The organism is Mucilaginibacter sp. (assembly GCF_028288185.1).
Classification (GTDB): Bacteria; Bacteroidota; Bacteroidia; order Sphingobacteriales; family Sphingobacteriaceae; genus Mucilaginibacter.
Window position 1 is genome coordinate 13,178 of record NZ_JAQBOF010000038.1, and the last position, 14,595, is coordinate 27,772.

Consider the following 14,595-nt stretch of genomic DNA (forward strand, 5'->3'; position numbering starts at 1 on the left):
CGTTAATTTTTATTAATTAATATATCCCGTCTCTTTTCAAGAGATCAATTTCCATTGGCGTAATGTCAACAATGGCGCGTTGCTGGTTATTAACTATGTTTAGTTCATCCATCATAGTTACCATGTCAGCGTAAGTAGATTTATCGCTTGGTTTTATCAACACGATCATCGTTTTACCGGATTTTGCCAAAATTTCGGCGCCTTTTTCCAGCAATGTTTTACGTATACCACTTTTACCAAAGCTCTCTTTTGTGGGTGCGCTTTTACCGGGCTCGCCAATATACCATTCCAGTTTATTTCCTGACCCTAACAATACGGTCATTGTTCTTGACGCTGGAACGGGCAATTGGTCGTTTTTCTCGTCCTTATCCGGCATAGTCAAATCCATTGCTTTTGGTTTTTGCAATGTGGTGGTAAGGATAAAGAAAGTGATCAGTAAGAAAGCCAAATCCACCATCGCGGTTAAATCCACGCGGGTTGACGCTTTTTTACTCCTTACTTTACCGCCGCCTTTTTTACCCCCGCCGGAGGTATCTAATTCTGCCATAATTTTTTATTTTGCTACCGTTCTTAACGATGTGATTAAACCAAACTTGTTAACTTTCTGCTTTTGCAGTGTTTTAATAATTTTTGCAATTGTAGGGTACTCCTCTTTGCTATCGCCTTTTATAGCTATTCTTAACTCTTTGTTATGAACTAGCTTATCAGCTTTACGGGCATTTTTAACCCACCAGTACAATTCATTGGTGTCAGTAGTATCTACAGGTACACCCGTTTGCGCCACAGAGGCTCGCTCCTTGGTAGTCAGATTTAAATATTGTTTTAAATACTGTATTGATACGCCTACGTTATCCAAATTACTAAATGCTTTGATCTCTTCGGGTGTAAATGCAATTTTATACTGATCGCCCATACCTTTTAAAGTCTCCACACGCACCTCGGCACCTTCTACGCTAAAGAACACCTTTCCCTGGGCCACTAAAAGGCTTGAAAAATCATTCTCGGGCAGGGCCTGTATCGTAGTTGAAGCAGGAATATCGGCATGTACCGGATCCTGAACTTTTGGTTTTGCTGATAATATAAAGAAAGTTAGCAGCAGGAACGCAACATCGCACATCGCGGTCATGTCAATTGCTGTACTTTTTCTTGCAACTTTTGCTCTTGCCATAATCTTAGTTTAAATATATAGTGTTATTAAATAATTAATTTTCGGCCCTAAACCTTATCAGGGCCGAAATATTAACACTAAAATTTATTTATTTTTATGAGTAGCAGCAAATGTAGACACAATGCTGAAACCTGTTTCGTCAATAGCGTAAGTTAAGCCGTCAATTTTTGATGTAAATACGTTGTACATTACAATTGATAAAGCTGAAGTACTGATACCCAAAGCGGTGTTAACCAATGCTTCAGAGATAGCTGATGATAACGCTGCTGTGTTAGCACCAGAACCTGCTAACTCGGCGAACGCCTTGATCATACCGATTACCGTACCTAACAAACCGGTTAATGTACCGATTGATACCAATGTAGCTATGATGGTTAAGTTTTGCTCTAACATAGGCATCTCTAAAGCGGTTGCTTCTTCGATATCTTTTTGGATAGCTAATGTTTTTTGATCAACATCTAATGTTGCTTCTGATTCCATTTCACGGTATTTTTTCAAACCTGATTTAATAACGTTAGCTACAGAGCCTTTTTGTTTATCGCACTCGGCAGAAGCAGCGTCAATGTTACCTGCTGTTAAAAAACCTTGTACTTTTCTAACAAAAGAGTCAACACTTGCAGTACCAGATGCTTTACCAATAACAATAAAACGTTCTATAGAGAATACAATTACCATTAATACGTAGCCCATTACCAACGGTACCAGGACACCACCTCTGTGGATGATACCAAATACGTCAACTGTTTCACCAGCTTTAACGTCACCACCTTTGTAGTGGCTGGGATCTCCCAATATAAATAAGTAAATTAAGATTGTAGTTACAATACAAAGTGGGATAGTCAAGGTCGCAAACATGCCAGATGCACTTGAGCTTTCTTTTTTAACGGTAGTTGGTTTTGTTGGTGCGTTTGCCATTACTTTAAATTTTAGTTTTTAGTTTTTATTTATTTTTAGTTAGTTAATTGTGTGTGTTTTAAACGGATAACAAAAATAGACTTTTAATGAAATAAAAAAAGTTTTTTGTTATTCTTTAATAATTATTTAACATTCAGTTCTGGTAGATATCATTTTTAATATTGTGTTAATTAAAAATTAATACTTGTTACAACAATTTTTTACAATAAAACTTATTATTTTTTATAATAGCAAGCAATACGTTATAAAAGTTATGTAATTATACTGTTATACTTCTGTAATTATCTTGTTATGAATATTCTTTATCACGGGTGTAAATTAGCCTATATAAGTTACCTCATCGTTAATCGTTATAAACGTTAAAAAGTAATCTACTATGCAATGGCGCATCTAATGTACACAAATGCAACGCTATTGCAATAACTATTATTGTAAAAAAATATAATTTGTGCCGCAATATTAGCAGGTTTATACACTATTGCAAGTAATTGGCCACATTTATTTTTATAATTACAATAATAACTAAATAATTAGTCAATATGTGTGTCTAATTATTTAATATTGTATTAACAATGAATGAGTTTGGATTTGGAATATAACTTAGTGTTGATTGAACATAGTGCAGGCTATTGGCTGATATGTTTGATAAGAAGCATACTATCCGCCTGCTTTTTTGGCCTTATAGCCATTTGCCAGTAATAATGTTAAAATTTTATCCCGAAAATCGCCCTGAATTTTTATCTCGCCATCTTTTACCGTACCGCCAACGCCGCATTTGGTTTTTAGGGTTTTGCCTATCTCTTCCAAATCGGCAGTAGTGCCAACAAAGCCCGCTATGGCTGTAACCAGTTTGCCCCCACCCTTTCTATCTAAAAATATCCTTAAATTTTGCTGTTGCTGCGGCAGGGTTACGGCATTTAAATTATTAGTTTCTTTATATTCAAAACCGGGGTTTGTAGAGTACATGATGCCGGTAAAGTTTTTGTTTTTTTTTGACATAACTTAAAAATCTTTACCCACAATAACTTTTAATGAACACGGGATAATATTAATTTCAATTTCTTTTCCTGCAATTTCAGGCTCACCATCCAGATGCATTGGCGCAGGGTTATCACGCTTAACTATTATATGCTTACCACGAATAATTTCGACAAAGCTAGATTTGTTTGCTGTTTTTGTAAACATACGTATACACATCTCCGGAAAACGATATAAAGGGAAGGGTTTTATAACACAAACATCCAATAAACCATCCTGTACCGATGCTTGCGGCGAAACGTGTGCATTATTACCGTATTGTGATGAATTAGCGAAACTTAACATAAAAGCTTTTCGATTATATACGGCATCATCAATTTCAATATTATAGGTTTGTGATTTATATTTAATTACTTCCTGTAAAGACGTTTTAATATACGTAATAAATCCGCGTTTTTCTCCGTGCGAGAATGCTTCGCTTATGTGCGCGTCAAACCCCATACCGGCCATATTAAAAAAGGCCTTTCCATTTGCTTGAGCCGAGTCGATGACGGCAATATTGCCGGTATTAAGATTTGCAATTGCTTTTTCAATATTCATAGGGATACCTAAAAAGCGTGACAGCCCATTACCAGACCCAAATGGCAATATACCCAATACAGCATTACTGCCTACCAATGCCGATGCTATTTCGTTTACAGTACCATCACCTCCTACTGCTACTATAATGTCATATTTGTCAATAGCTTCTGAAGCTACCTCACTAGCATGCGATACACCGTGGGTAAATACGATAGTCGCCTCACCATCAAACTGTTTATCAATTAGTTTGGGTACGCCGTCCTTCTTCTTCCCACCTGATATTGGGTTTATAATAAATAACGCTTTTCGTTTCAATAAAATATTTTTAGCTGTCAAAAGTAAATGTATTTTCGGCTTTGTAAAAATTGTTTTATTTTTACCGCACAATAGTGGACTGATTTAGTTGTCTCGACCTGTCGCGACCGGATTGCAACCACGTAAAAAAGTGCTAAAACCCTGCTTCTTTACAAAGTTCAGTTAAAATTCTTCTTTTATATTTTTACGTAATACATTAAAAAAAATGCCATACTTATTTACATCAGAGTCCGTATCAGAAGGACACCCGGACAAAGTTGCCGATCAAATATCGGATGCGTTAATCGACAATTTTTTGGCTCATGATCCTGAATCAAAAGTTGCCTGCGAAACATTAGTAACAACCGGGCAGGTTTTTTTGGCCGGCGAAGTAAAATCGCAAGCCTATCTTGATGTGCAAAAAATAGCCCGCGAGGTTATTAATAAAATTGGCTATACCAAAGGCGAATACATGTTTGATGGCAGCTCTTGCAGCGTACTGTCAGCCATACATGAGCAATCACCTGATATTAATCAAGGTGTTGATCGCCAATCAAAAGAAGAGCAAGGTGCCGGCGATCAGGGTATGATGTTTGGTTATGCAACTATCGAAACTGATAACTATATGCCATTGGCTTTGGATATTGCTCATGCCTTATTAATTGAGCTGGCAGCTATCCGCAGGGAAAACACGGATATTAAATACCTGCGCCCTGATGCAAAATCGCAAGTAACCTTGGAGTATAATGATAACAACGAGCCAACGCGTATAGATGCTATCGTAATATCAACCCAACATGATGACTTTGACGAGGAGAAAACAATGCTGGCTAAGATCAGCAAAGACATCATCGGTATTTTAATACCACGTGTAAAAGCTAAATATCCAAAATACGCTCACTTCTTTAACAGCGATATTAAATACCATATTAACCCAACCGGTAAATTTGTTATTGGTGGCCCGCATGGTGATACCGGCTTAACCGGCCGTAAAATCATTGTGGACACTTATGGTGGTAAAGGCGCACACGGTGGTGGCGCATTTTCTGGAAAAGATCCATCAAAAGTTGACCGTTCTGCGGCTTATGCTACCCGCCACGTTGCTAAAAACCTGGTTGCTGCCGGTGTTTGTACCGAAGTTTTGGTACAAGTATCATACGCGATTGGTGTGGCACAGCCAATGGGTATTTACATTAACACTTACGGTACAGGTAAAGTAAACCTAAACGACGGCGAGATAGCTAAAAAAGTGGAGGCCATATTTAACATGACCCCATACGCTATAGAAACACGCTTTAAATTGCGTAACCCTATTTATAGCGAAACCGCTGCTTACGGTCACTTTGGCAAACCAAGCCAAATTGTAACTAAAAGCTTTACGCACCATGACGGTACAGTAATAACAAAAGAAGTAGAATTATTTACCTGGGAAAAACTGGATTACGTTGACAAGGTAAAAACAGCCTTCGGATTGTAATAAAATTTTAATTTGATTTTTTAACTTAGAGCGGTAGATAAACTATCGCTCTTTTTTATTGCTCCTAATATTTATTAAGCATGAAATTACTAAAGATGCTCTTATTTTTAACCCTAATTTTAACCGGGATAAATACAGTGAACGCCCAACAACGCGGATTAAACTTTGCGGTTACCACTGTTTTTAAAGACTATTTAGAAATTAAAAACGCCCTGGTAGTTAACAAAGCAGGGCTGGCCCAAAACAAAGCAGGTAAACTGATCTGGGACTTAAATACGGTGCCTACAAAAGATATGAGTAACGAGCAACACAGTGCTTGGTTTGATTATCTAAGCAGGATACAATCTACCTGCCGCGAAATAAGCGAGAGTAATTCTTTATCATACCAACGCAAATACTTTTCGGCGCTGTCAAACGCTTTATATGCTGCTTTAAAAACTTTAAAACTAAACAGCTTCACGATATATAAGCAATATTGCGCCAGCAATGACAGCTATTGGTTAAATGATAGCCCGGTCATAAAAAATCCATACTACGGTATTACCGAAAAACAAGGCGTTAAGCAAGGTGTGACAAGAGAAGTTTTACCACCTGCACCGAAAAAATAAACAAACCCACTTAATTATATATCACTATGCGTCATCCGGAAGAAAACCCGTGGCAGATACGATCAGAAACGGAGGTTTATGATAATGCATGGATAAATTTAACCGAATACCAGGTTATTAATCCGTCAGGCAATCCGGGTATTTACGGTAAGGTGCATTTTAAAAACCGGGCCATAGGTATTGTTCCTCTGGATGCCGATATGAACACCTATTTGGTTGGCCAGTATCGATTTGCGTTAAGCGAATATAGCTGGGAAATACCCGAAGGCGGCGGCCCCTTGGCTGATAACCCTTTAGATGCCGCAAAACGCGAACTACTGGAAGAGACCGGCCTAACTGCCGCAAACTGGACAGAGATACAACGTATGCATTTAAGCAATTCTGTAACTGACGAGTTATGCATAATTTACCTGGCAACCGGTTTGAAACAATTTGAAGCCGAACCCGAAGACACCGAACAGTTGATAGTAAACAAAGTACCTTTTGAAGAAGTTTACCGCATGGTTTGTGCCGGCGAAATTAAAGACTCGGTTACTGTAGCAGCCGTTTTAAAGGTTAAATTACTTTTGTTGGAAAACAGGTTGCCTGCGTAATTGTTAAATTATTTTTAATTTCGCGGCTTAATTAACGCATGAAAAAATTTCTGGGCTACATTTTATCGCCAATTGCCATACTGGTTTTTTTATTGGAACTGGTTATATTTCAGCCTATACAATGGATAAGTTATAAACTGTTTGGTTATACGGCACATAAAAGTGTCGTTGATTTTTTAAACCTGCTGCTTACCCATACGGTTTACCTACTTGGCAATACTGTTAAGTTTATTAACAACCAAAACTTACCGGTAGGCCGGCCAATGATTTTTTTATCTAATCATCAAAGCCTGTTAGATATCCCCCCACTAATTTGGTATCTGCGTAAATACCATGCAAAGTTTATTTCAAAAATTGAACTTACCAAGGGCGTTCCTTCTATATCATTTAACTTAAAATATGGTGGCGGGGCAAATATTGATCGTAATGATCCGCGCCAATCATTAATGGAAATGGGTAAATTGGGTACCCGGATGAAAGAAAACAAATGGTCGGCTATTATTTTTCCGGAAGGCACACGCTCTAAAACCGGCAAGGTTAAACCTTTCCAGGCTGGAGGTATTGCTATCATCCTTAAAAAATGTCCTGACGCATTACTTGTGCCCATCGCCATAAATAATTCTTGGAAAATGATTCAGTACGGTTTATATCCGTTGAATACTTTTACAAGTATGACTTGGGAGGTGTTGGAGCCTATTGAACCGGGAACAGGTACTGTAGAAGAAATGGTAAAAGAAGCTGAAGACAAGATAAAGAAAGCATTAGGGCAAATCTCTTAACCCCTTGAAAGGGGAACAATAAGCAATTGATTAGCCAATTAGCTAGTCAAAAAACTCCCCCTTCAGGGGGCTGGACGGTTACCCATTCTTCCCGTCAATTATCTTAAAAAACTCATCACGATAGGTATCCCCTACCGGGATAATTTTATCGCCTATACGGATACGGCTGCGTTCTATACTGTCGATCTTGTTAAGGGCTACTATGTATGATTTATGTACACGGATAAAATGCTTCTCGGGCAAGGTATCCTCCATCTTCTTCATGTTTTGTAGGGTGATGATACGCTCGGTAGTGGTGAAAATGGATATATAATCTTTCAATCCTTCAATAAATAATATCTGGTGTAGGTACACCTTTTGTATTTTATGCTCGCTTTTAACAAAAATAAAATCGCTTAAAAAATCATTTTGTTGCTGTTGGATCTGTTGTACCGGCTCGGGCGCGACAACTTTTGATGGCTGAATAATTCCCTGCGCTTTCTGCGCCGCTTTAAAAAACCTGTCGAATGCTATCGGCTTTAACAAATAATCAACAACATCAAGCTCATAACCTTCCAACGCGTATTGCGGATAGGCTGTAGTTAAGATCACTTTGGTTTTGCCATTGGCGATACGCAGAAATTGTATGCCGGTAAGTTCTGGCATTTGTACATCCAGAAAAACCAGGTCGATGTTGTCATCCTGTACCAGCGTTAATGCCTCAATAGGATTAGTTGTAGCTTTAACCAACTCCATAAAAGGCACTTTGGATATATAGTCTTCCAGTATATGTAATGCCAAAGGCTCATCATCAACTATCAGGCAACGTATCATGCTATAAAACTAAGGATAATTCGCAAGTGTAGGTATCTATTTCATCGCGGATGTCTAAATTATATTTGCCGGGGTATAATAAATCTAATCTGCGTTTAACATTATTTAAGCCGATACCGCCCATGGCATCACGGTTATTAGTGTGTTTTTTGTTCTGTATGTAAAACTGTAAATGCTGCTGATCAACACTTATTAGCAATCGGATAGGCGTAAGCGAATCATTAGCTATGCCGTGTTTAAAAGCATTTTCAATAAAGGCTATTAACAGCAGAGGCACTATTTGCTGATCGGTTACCTGGCCATCTATTTTAAAATCAATATAAGCATTGTTGCCAAAACGTATTTTTTGCAGGTCGATGTAGTTTTGCAGGTACTGTAACTCTTTAGACAGATCAACCTTATTATCATTACACTCATACAGCATGTAGCGCATAATCTCTGATAATTTAAGGATAGCGCCCGGCGTATTTTCTGATTGCAGGTAAGCCAGCGAATAAATACTGTTTAATGAGTTAAATAAAAAGTGCGGGTTTATCTGCGATTTTAAAAAGGCTAACTCGGCGCTTAAACGTTGATTTTCCAAGTCGCGCTGGATCCGTTCATTCAGGAACCAATCAACACTAAACTTTAATAAAATACTCAAACATATAAATATAATACTGGTGAATAGCGTACTTGTAAAATACGACCAAAAACCTATGGCTTCTTGTCGTAGATCTTTCGCCCCCCGCATGTGCATTAACACATCCTCTCTAAATATAAGCCCTACACCATATTTAGCTACGCCATATAAAACCATAGTTATTAATATGGCTACTATGTATACGCCGTAATGCTTTCGGTTTAAAAAACGTGGTATAAAGAGCAGATAATTAATGTAGAAAAGGCTAATATTAATGCTACCGTAAAGCACAAAAATAACCAGCAGACGCTCGGTGGTCATTTTGGTATTATTGTGCACAATAAAAAGGAAAAACACAATAATGCCTATCCAAATAAATATGTGCCAGAAAATTTGCCAACCCTTTTTCATTAAAATTATTTGTCTTTTAAAGGCAATGAAGCTATCATGAGTTATGTTTTTTATTTGGAGCTCATGATGGTTTCATCGCATCAAAATTAATGTTTTGATCTGCAGCAATACATTATTTATATAGAGCTATCTATTTCATCGATGAACGGGCATTTTTGTTCGACAAACCAGCCGTTGAATATAAACTGGCGTTGATATAGAAATTAAGGGAGTTGGTATAAATGTTTTTAGCAGGCCGATAATTTAATATTTCTTTGTTCTATCAAAATCACACACAATGAAAAAGCTGTTTACCAACACAAATCCATTTATACTGTTACTTGCTCCGGTAATGTTTGCATTAATTATGGGCATAAGTTATCAGTTTGAACAAAAGAAACAAAACTTAGAAAACAGTACTGCTTCTACAGTACATGCAACTTCTTTATTTTTTAAAGGAGTTAACCTTATAAAAGCTGTTTGCTCAGTAAGCAAGCAAGATGTATGGTAATACAAACCGAAGGGTTAACCTTTAATTTTGGCAGCCAAACGGTTGTTAAATCATTATCACTACAAGTTCCGGAAGGAAGTATATATGGTTTTCTTGGCCCTAACGGTGCCGGGAAAACCACTACGATAAAACTACTGCTTAACTTGCTGCAATCGCAGGAAGGCAATATCAAGTTATTCGACCTTGATTTCCACGCAAATCGCCAGGAAATATTATCACAGGTTGGATCACTCATTGAGCAACCCGCCATTTACGGACATCTTACCGGCCGCGAAAATTTACAGAACCGGGCCATCCTACTACAAGCTTCTAAAAAACGGGTTGACGAAATGCTTAGCCTTGTGCGTTTATCGCAAGCGGCTGATAAAAAAGCGAGCAAGTATTCGTTGGGTATGAAACAACGGTTGGGTATTGCGCTGGCGCTATTGTCTGATCCCAAACTATTAATACTGGACGAGCCGACTAACGGCCTTGACCCCAATGGTATTATAGAGATACGTGAACTGTTAAAGACATTAGTATCCGAGCATAACAAAACTGTTTTTATATCAAGCCACTTACTAGGCGAAATTGAACGCATGGCAACCCACGTTGGCATTATTAATAATGGCGAGTTGTTGTTCCAAGGCGAAATGAAAGATTTGGAAGCCATAAGTCAACCATTGGTACATATTGAAACTACCAATACCGTTGATGCCGCAAACCTGCTTACCAAAAACAGCTATACCGTAATTGAGATTAACGACCATTATTTATCTGTCACTTATCAATCAAAAGAAAAAACCGGGCAAATCAATGCCTTGCTTAACAAAAACGGTTACACGGTTTACAGCATACACAAAGTACAGAAGGACCTTGAAAAATTATTTTTAGACATTACCCAAACACCGGCAAAATGAAAGGCTTCTTACTATCGCTCCATTCAGAATTTTATAAGAGCCGTAAAACATTAGGTTTTTGGGCATCTATACTATTACCTTTTATATTGATACTACTGATATCGATAGGATTTTATACGCATGCCGATAAATTCACACATATACCAGCCATGCTGCTTTGGCTACAGTTTGCGGGCGCGGTATTAAACATAATGGGCGCTTTATTGCTGCCGATGTATGCCATATTTATTGCTTACTCTGTAAACAGTATTGAGCATAAGGCTGATACCTGGAAAACATTGTTTAGCCTGCCTATAGCCAAGTGGTCAGTTTACTCTGCCAAGTTTTTATATGCAGTTATATTAGTTTTCTTAACACTATTACTATTCGCGCTATTTACCATAGGCTTTGGCGATCTGTTAGGCTTACTAAAACCAGGGTTGAAATTTTTGGAATACCACACGGAGTGGGTATTGTTACAGATCTATTTTAAGCTGTTCTTGTCAGCATTAGGCATACTTTCCATCCAGTTCTTATTAAGCCTGCTTTGGACCGATTTTTTAAAGCCGATGGGTATTGGTTTTGTATGTTTTATAGCAGGTGTGATAAGCGTTGGCGTAAATTGGGACTATGCTTATATTATACCCTACGCACACCCAATGCTTGCTCTAAAAAGCATGATGGGCGTACACAAACGCGGCACCCCGCCAACACAAATTGTGATAGATATTTTTACTCATGATGTATTTGTAAGCCTTGCAGTATTCGCAGTAGTGTTTGTAGCAGGATTCTTTATTGTACAGAAAAAGAGTGTGAAGTAAGAGATTAGTTAAAAAGGCGATGCATGATAAAATAAGCGCGCTATTTCACTACATCTGCCAGGTCTAAAACAATGCTATTGGCCTGTGGTCTTAACCTTAATACCGCGCCGTTATCGGGTTTCGAGAACGCACCTTTAACAGCTTTCAGTTGGTAGCTAGTGTTTTCAAACTTACATTCCACATTGGTTGCATTGATGTTTTGAAAAGGTAGTTTGGCCGCAGCGGTGGTCGCTATATTCAGGTCAAAATACCAGTCGAGTTTAGCCTTACTTAATAAATTCATTTTAAGCTTACCTTCGGTCATCTCCATTTCCAACGACCCATCAACGGTAGTTAACGGCCAGGAGACATGCAGGGTCCCCGCCGTGGTATTGGTGAACTTCGGGTCGCCGCCCTCTACCGATACATCCTTACCATCAATCATTGCTTTTATACGTAAACCCGCTATCTGGTTGCGCCTGCTCCAGATGTAGCCATCAACAATCGGCAGGGTATAAAATATGCACTCGTTTGATGTTGCCGCCTGGGTTTCATATATGGATGGGAAAGCCTCATCAAACAAATGGATATCGCGTATACGCAAAGTATGGTGTTCCCACAAAATATTTATGCGGTAGAAACGGCTGTTAAACCAAGCTGTTTTTAAGTCGCTCCCTTCAATATCTTTAGTAACGGTAAATGAGGTAGCTGGGGTAACTTTATAATTCTTTTTAAACCAGGTGCCGGATTGCTCCATGGTTTCAACCCTTACTTTATGCTCATCGCGCAGCTTGGCAATTAACGGCATTTGCAGCTCAAAACCTTTTTTCATGGCATCCCATGTAAAGGAATTTTCCTGCCCTGCCTGTGTGTAGTTGAAGCCTAATGACTTCTCATCCGTAAACGATTTAAAGAACCAGTTTACCCAGGTAGAGTCGCCGCCGCCAAATTTGTAAACCGGCTCCAAAGTAATTACACCCTGACGAGTCGAACCTAAGCCGGTATCATACTGGCGCACCGGGTCACTGCTCAATAATCTAAAGATAGGTACCGGTATTTGTTTATCTGCATGCTGCGCTGGCATATACGAGTTGATCTTGCTTGGATAATAAGCCTGGTTCCAGTAGCCGCCCCAAAGGGTATAGCCATCAGTACCGTACTGGTCCTTACAATTAGCCGATGCGACTATGTGATACTTTTCGTACATGTAATTCAAACTGTAGGCATCAATAAACCAAGAGGCAACCGTTTTAGGGTAATAGCCAAATATCTTTTTAAAATCTGTAAAGTAAACATCGATTATCTTTTCGCGCTCGACAGGCGTGTAGCCGGTAGAGAAACCAATATTTGCGCGCCAATCCCACGGGTAGCGGCCGCGCCATTTCATGCCTGCATTTTCAACCAAAGGTTGTGGTATTTCCCACCAGGCACCTATCTCGATAGTTCCTTTGGGTAATCCGGCTAATAGGGTTTGGTAGCGTTTATCCATCAAAGCATCATACTGTAACAAAAAAGTGCCGCCCAAGTGGTACTTTTTCATGATCTCCACCTGTTTTACAACAGTTTGATATAGCACATCCTGGGTTATTTTGGCATCGCGTGGTTCAAGCAGGCGTATAAAGTTTACAATGTTCACAATTTTGGGCCCGGACTGCATAACTTTAACGCTTTGTGCTTTAGTGTTCAAGCAAAACAGGCAGACTGCAAGACACATTATCGGCTTAGGGCTGATGTTAATTTTTTTTGAGATCATATATTTATAGCAATGGATTGCCGGTTGTTTATAATAGTTTATCAAACATAGGGTTAGGATCATAATAATCCGTCCTGTACTGTCTTAATAGTAAAACTATCCGTTTTTTGAATAAAAGTGCGTAATATTAACAAATTTTAGATCGCTGGCCTTAACGGCGATCAAACCAAATAAACCATCGAATAACAATACAAACTAAATGAAAAATATAACTCAATTGGTATTAGGCACCCTGCTTATGTTGGGTATGGGTACAGCAAACGCACAAACTAAAGCCGTAAAAGGTAAAGTATGGTCGGTAGAAAAAGCTAATCAATGGTCAAAACAACACCCTTGGATAGCAGGTGCGAATTTCACCCCAAGCACCGCCATTAACCAGCTTGAAATGTGGCAGGCCGATACTTTTGATCCTAAAACTATTGATAGAGAACTGGGCTATGCCGAAGGCATTGGCTTTAACGCCATGCGGGTTTTCCTACACAGCGTTGCTTATACCGAGGACCCGAAAGGTTTTAAATCGCGCGTAAACCAATATTTAGCCCTTGCTGATAAGCACCATATCCAAACCATATTTGTGTTTTTTGATGATTGCTGGAACCCCGCGCCAAAAGCCGGTATACAGCCCGAGCCAAAACCGGGTATTCATAACTCGGGCTGGGTGCAGGACCCTGGTGTACCGGCTTTAAAAGATCCAAAAGAAATGGCCCTGCTGCAACATTATGTAAAAGATGTGCTGACCACTTTCGCGCATGATAAACGCATTTTATTATGGGACCTATTTAATGAGCCAGGCAACAGCGGTAAAAAAGAAGCATCAATGCCATTGCTAGCCAGCGTATTTAGCTGGGGACGCGATGTAAATCCTGATCAGCCATTATCTGCCGGTTTATGGGATTGGACATTTGAAAAATTAAACGCTTTCCAAGCGTTAAACTCTGATATTATCACCTACCATAATTATGATGAAGAGCCTGCACACCTTAATGTAGTGCGCCTGCTTAAAACACATGGCAAACCGTTGATCTGTACCGAGTACATGGCACGCCCGCGTAAAAGTACCTTCGGTACGGTTATGCCGATGTTAAAACGCGAAAACGTAGGCGCTATTAACTGGGGCTTTGTATCCGGCAAAACCAATACTATTTACGCGTGGGATACCCCTATCCCAAGTGGTGCCGAGCCTGCTTTATGGTTCCATGATATTTTCCGTAAGGATGGAACGGTTTACAAAGCTGAGGAGACGGATTTGATCAAGAAGTTGACGTCGGAACGGTAAGAATCTGATGTCGGAGCGTGTTTATTAGTTTGGCTAAAGCCTTTTATTCCTTTGTTATCCATCCATCCCTTAAAAGGGACGGTAATAAATTTATTAATCGTGTTATATTTCATTGCCGTTGGCTTCAGCCAACGGAATAGCAAACAATAAGGAAAGGC

Annotated in this window: 16 protein-coding genes; 8 read left to right on the forward strand and 8 right to left on the reverse strand. The window is 39.1% G+C overall.

What is annotated here, in order from left to right; translation table 11 throughout:
* Positions 1–16: 16 nt before the first annotated feature.
* From JWQ34_RS17475 to JWQ34_RS17495, 5 genes are all read right to left on the reverse strand, one after another.
* Positions 17–547 (reverse strand): biopolymer transporter ExbD, encoded by a 531-nt coding sequence (locus tag JWQ34_RS17475; protein ID WP_299359443.1) that lies wholly within the window; start codon positions 545–547, stop codon positions 17–19.
* 6 nt (positions 548–553) lie between these two features.
* The gene (locus JWQ34_RS17480) at positions 554–1,168 is read right to left on the reverse strand and encodes a biopolymer transporter ExbD (protein ID WP_299359445.1); all 615 of its coding nucleotides are present in this window, start codon (positions 1,166–1,168) and stop codon (positions 554–556) included.
* Positions 1,169–1,252: 84 nt separating this feature from the next.
* Positions 1,253–2,083: a MotA/TolQ/ExbB proton channel family protein gene (locus JWQ34_RS17485; RefSeq protein ID WP_299359448.1), complete on the reverse strand. Its 831-nt coding sequence runs from the start codon at positions 2,081–2,083 to the stop codon at positions 1,253–1,255.
* Between the two features lie 657 nt (positions 2,084–2,740).
* Positions 2,741–3,082, reverse strand: coding sequence for a translation initiation factor (locus JWQ34_RS17490; protein ID WP_299359451.1), 342 nt, complete (start codon positions 3,080–3,082; stop codon positions 2,741–2,743).
* Between the two features lie 3 nt (positions 3,083–3,085).
* A complete protein-coding gene (locus JWQ34_RS17495; RefSeq protein WP_299359454.1) occupies positions 3,086–3,958 on the reverse strand; it encodes a diacylglycerol kinase family protein in 873 nt (290 codons plus the stop codon).
* A gap of 205 nt (positions 3,959–4,163) precedes the next feature.
* On the opposite strand from JWQ34_RS17495, the gene metK reads away from it, so the two are divergent.
* The 4 genes from metK (at position 4,164) to JWQ34_RS17515 (ending at position 7,394) form a co-directional block, all read left to right on the forward strand.
* Positions 4,164–5,414, forward strand: a complete 1,251-nt coding sequence (metK, locus tag JWQ34_RS17500) for a methionine adenosyltransferase (RefSeq protein WP_299359456.1) — start codon at positions 4,164–4,166, stop codon at positions 5,412–5,414.
* Between the two features lie 80 nt (positions 5,415–5,494).
* Positions 5,495–6,022, forward strand: a complete 528-nt coding sequence (locus JWQ34_RS17505; RefSeq protein ID WP_299359458.1) for a DUF3347 domain-containing protein — start codon at positions 5,495–5,497, stop codon at positions 6,020–6,022.
* 26 nt (positions 6,023–6,048) lie between these two features.
* On the forward strand, positions 6,049–6,615 hold the full coding sequence (locus tag JWQ34_RS17510) for an NUDIX hydrolase (RefSeq protein WP_299359461.1): 567 nt from the start codon (positions 6,049–6,051) through the stop codon (positions 6,613–6,615).
* A 38-nt stretch (positions 6,616–6,653) separates the two neighbouring features.
* Positions 6,654–7,394 (forward strand): 1-acyl-sn-glycerol-3-phosphate acyltransferase, encoded by a 741-nt coding sequence (locus JWQ34_RS17515; protein WP_299359463.1) that lies wholly within the window; start codon positions 6,654–6,656, stop codon positions 7,392–7,394.
* Positions 7,395–7,472: 78 nt separating this feature from the next.
* On the opposite strand, the gene JWQ34_RS17520 is transcribed toward JWQ34_RS17515, so the two are convergent.
* Both JWQ34_RS17520 and JWQ34_RS17525 read right to left on the reverse strand, forming a co-directional pair.
* On the reverse strand, positions 7,473–8,207 hold the full coding sequence (locus JWQ34_RS17520; RefSeq protein ID WP_299359465.1) for a LytTR family DNA-binding domain-containing protein: 735 nt from the start codon (positions 8,205–8,207) through the stop codon (positions 7,473–7,475).
* A gap of 1 nt (position 8,208) precedes the next feature.
* Positions 8,209–9,240: a sensor histidine kinase gene (locus JWQ34_RS17525; protein WP_299359468.1), complete on the reverse strand. Its 1,032-nt coding sequence runs from the start codon at positions 9,238–9,240 to the stop codon at positions 8,209–8,211.
* A 277-nt stretch (positions 9,241–9,517) separates the two neighbouring features.
* On the opposite strand from JWQ34_RS17525, the gene JWQ34_RS17530 reads away from it, so the two are divergent.
* From JWQ34_RS17530 to JWQ34_RS17540, 3 genes are read left to right on the forward strand one after another with little or no spacing between them, the layout of a single operon-like run.
* Positions 9,518–9,730 carry a hypothetical protein gene (locus JWQ34_RS17530; protein WP_299359471.1) on the forward strand — a complete coding sequence of 71 codons (213 nt, stop codon included), beginning with the start codon at positions 9,518–9,520 and terminating at the stop codon, positions 9,728–9,730.
* Positions 9,724–10,629: an ABC transporter ATP-binding protein gene (locus JWQ34_RS17535; protein ID WP_299359473.1), complete on the forward strand. Its 906-nt coding sequence runs from the start codon at positions 9,724–9,726 to the stop codon at positions 10,627–10,629. The genes JWQ34_RS17530 and JWQ34_RS17535 overlap by 7 nt, the downstream gene beginning before the upstream one ends.
* Complete coding sequence (locus tag JWQ34_RS17540) at positions 10,626–11,429, forward strand: ABC transporter permease (protein ID WP_299359475.1); 804 nt, start codon at positions 10,626–10,628, stop codon at positions 11,427–11,429. The genes JWQ34_RS17535 and JWQ34_RS17540 overlap by 4 nt, the downstream gene beginning before the upstream one ends.
* Positions 11,430–11,469: 40 nt before the next feature.
* Here JWQ34_RS17540 and JWQ34_RS17545 read toward each other — a convergent pair whose 3' ends face one another.
* On the reverse strand, positions 11,470–13,161 hold the full coding sequence (locus JWQ34_RS17545; RefSeq protein WP_299359477.1) for a hypothetical protein: 1,692 nt from the start codon (positions 13,159–13,161) through the stop codon (positions 11,470–11,472).
* A gap of 199 nt (positions 13,162–13,360) precedes the next feature.
* Here JWQ34_RS17545 and JWQ34_RS17550 point away from each other — a divergent pair, with 199 nt between their 5' ends.
* A complete protein-coding gene (locus tag JWQ34_RS17550) occupies positions 13,361–14,437 on the forward strand; it encodes a 1,4-beta-xylanase (RefSeq protein WP_299359480.1) in 1,077 nt (358 codons plus the stop codon).
* Positions 14,438–14,595: the final 158 nt, after the last annotated feature.